General features: G+C 45.4%; 2 protein-coding genes. Both read right to left on the bottom strand.

Annotated features, from left to right (window positions below):
* Window positions 1-469 (bottom strand): YbaK/EbsC family protein (locus tag A3766_RS27815; protein WP_304440992.1); only part of this gene is annotated, 469 nt, incomplete at its 3' end.
* Between the two features lie 178 nt (window positions 470-647).
* The coding region (locus A3766_RS27810; RefSeq protein WP_068643401.1) for a phosphoenolpyruvate carboxylase at window positions 648-1,338 on the bottom strand (691 nt) is incomplete at its 5' end.

Genomic DNA, 1,338 nt, shown 5'->3' with positions numbered 1-1,338 from the left:
CAAGCCAAATAGAAACTTTTGCCTTAATCGCGCCATTCATTGCCATACGAAAAGACGGTCCGGGAATCTTTAATAAGGTGCTTGAGCAACCACTAGCAGAGAATACAAACTCCAGTTCCAGTAAACTGGTATCTAGAATAATCGGCAAACCATAGGCAGTTGCGAGAATCGGGTACATCCCGGTTTCACAATCCTTAAATAGCTTTCGTGAGTTTTCATCACTTAAAATTTGAAAAGATCTACCCAATGAGTCATTAATTAATTCAATATCCAATTTTGTGCCAAAGGGGATCACCGCAACCGCCGGGCCTTCCTCATCGAGTAAAGTAACAGGTACTGCACTCATTTCCGGAATCGCCTGTGCCTGCTCCAGGGCTTGTGCAAAACTTAAACTGCGAGCGTGATGAATCTGCTGACAGATCAATCCCTTGTGATTGATAAACTGGTTTAGTCTGGAAGCTATGGGCACAATGATTTACCTAAGTATTAATTGATAAACGGAGCAAGAACTTTTGGTGGCGCCGTGACGGAATACTTACCGAGTGTAGAGCTATCCGCAAAAATAACTCTACACCACTTCACACGCTTACGTTTTTAAGAACTTCGTTGCAAACGCTTACGCAGTCGATTCAAACACAAGAGCTGAACTAGCCCGTATTTCGAATTCCAGCAGCGATACCGGCCATCGTTACTTTTAAAGCTGTTTCAACTAAATCACGCTCTTGCTTACCTTCAGAGCTTCGCTCGGCTAAACGGTCACGCCTCAACAGCTCCGCCTGCAAATAATGTAACGGATCAGTATAAGGGTTCCTAACATTTAAAGAACCTTGTAGCTGGGGATGATTTTCCTGAAGCGCCCCTTGCTTTTTAACTTTATTAACCAGCTTAACTACATCCAAAAAGCGATGGCGAAGCGAACGCCCTAAAGGCTTCAAGTCATCAGATACCAGCAGCTGGTCATAGTAACGCGCGATCCGCGGATCACCTTTGGCAACAACCATTTCTAACATATCAATATGAGTATTAAAGAAGGGCCACTGGATAAACATTTCATCTAGGGTCTCTGCCTTATCAGACTCTAGAACGCTCGCCAAGGCCTCATCGCTACCCAACCATGCCGGCAGCATAAGCCGTATCTGCGTCCAGGCAAAAATCCACGGTATTGCTCTTAAACTTTCAACACCACCGGTCGCTTTTCGCCTTGCAGGCCGACTACCTAAAGCTAGCTTGCCCAATTCTTGCTCAGGGGTCACCGAGCGGAAATAAGAAACAAACTCAGGATGCTCTCTTACTATCCGGCGATAGGAAGCCAGGGCAACGCCAGTCATCTTATTCATC

The sequence above is a fragment of the Oleiphilus sp. HI0132 genome, assembly GCF_001635845.1.
This window is presented reverse-complemented; position numbering and strand designations above follow the sequence as displayed.